Consider the following 1,619-nt stretch of genomic DNA (forward strand, 5'->3'; position numbering starts at 1 on the left):
AAAGGCCACCCGAAGGTGGCCTTTCTGTTTGTTTCTAAGTTAAGTCCGGCGGTGTCCTACTCTCCCACAGGGTCCCCCCTGCAGTACCATCGGCGCTGAGAGTCTTAGCTTCCGGGTTCGGAATGTGACCGGGCGTTTCCCTCTCGCTATAGCCGCCGAAACATCTTTCGATGAATCGATTCTATATTATTTAGTTATATAGAGCTCCCCTTGACAAGGAGCGTTGTTCTCGACCGTACATCGAGAACCACATAGTGGACGCTAAAGCAGCTTCTTCAAACTGAGTGTTATCAAATTATCGGCTTATTAGTACCGGTCAGCTTCATGGGTCTTTAGTCCCCACTTCCACATCCGGCCTATCAACGCAGTAGTCTAGCTGCGAGCCTCTCCCCCGAAGGGATGGAAATCTCATCTCGAAGCCGGCTTCCCGCTTAGATGCTTTCAGCGGTTATCCGTTCCGAACGTAGCTAATCAGCGGTGCTCCTGGCGGAACAACTGACACACCAGAGGTTCGTCCATCCCGGTCCTCTCGTACTAGGGATAGATCTTCTCAAATTTCCTGCGCGCGCAGCGGATAGGGACCGAACTGTCTCACGACGTTCTAAACCCAGCTCGCGTACCGCTTTAATGGGCGAACAGCCCAACCCTTGGGACCTACTCCAGCCCCAGGATGCGACGAGCCGACATCGAGGTGCCAAACCATGCCGTCGATATGGACTCTTGGGCAAGATCAGCCTGTTATCCCCGAGGTACCTTTTATCCGTTGAGCGACAGCGCTTCCACAAGCCACTGCCGGATCACTAGTCCCGACTTTCGTCCCTGCTCGACTTGTCAGTCTTACAGTCAAGCTCCCTTGTGCACTTACACTCGACACCTGATTACCAACCAGGTTGAGGGAACCTTTGGGCGCCTCCGTTACTTTTTAGGAGGCAACCGCCCCAGTTAAACTACCCACCAGGCACTGTCCCTGAACCGGATCACGGTTCGAAGTTAGGTATCCAATATGACCAGAGTGGTATTTCAACAATGACTCCACCTGAACTAGCGTCCAAGCTTCACAGTCTCCCACCTATCCTACACAAGCCACACCGAACACCAATACCAAGCTGTAGTAAAGGTCACGGGGTCTTTCCGTCCTGCTGCGCGTAACGAGCATCTTTACTCGTAATGCAATTTCGCCGAGTTCGCGGTTGAGACAGCTGGGAAGTCGTTACGCCATTCGTGCAGGTCGGAACTTACCCGACAAGGAATTTCGCTACCTTAGGATGGTTATAGTTACCACCGCCGTTTACTGGGGCTTAAATTCTCAGCTTCGCCTTGCGGCTAACCGTTCCTCTTAACCTTCCAGCACCGGGCAGGCGTCAGTCCGTATACATCGTCTTGCGACTTAGCACGGACCTGTGTTTTTAGTAAACAGTCGCTTCCCACTGGTCTCTGCGGCCTTCGAACGCTCCCGGAGCAAGTCCGTTCACGCCTCAGGCCCCCCTTCTCCCGAAGTTACGGGGGCATTTTGCCGAGTTCCTTAACCACGATTCTCTCGATCTCCTTAGTATTCTCTACCTGATCACCTGAGTCGGTTTGGGGTACGGGTGACTAAAACCTCGCGTCGATGCTTTTCT

2 rRNA genes are annotated in these 1,619 nt (G+C 53.1%); both read right to left on the bottom strand.

The features are described 5' to 3' along the window. Positions 1-43: 43 nt before the first annotated feature. Positions 44-160 (bottom strand): 5S ribosomal RNA (gene rrf, locus E3T51_RS00095). Between the two features lie 126 nt (positions 161-286). After that, a 23S ribosomal RNA gene (locus E3T51_RS00100) occupies positions 287-1,619 on the bottom strand; the annotation flags it as partial.

Origin of the sequence: Cryobacterium serini, assembly GCF_004404025.1 — a bacterium.
Lineage (GTDB): Bacteria > Actinomycetota > Actinomycetes > Actinomycetales > Microbacteriaceae > Cryobacterium > Cryobacterium serini.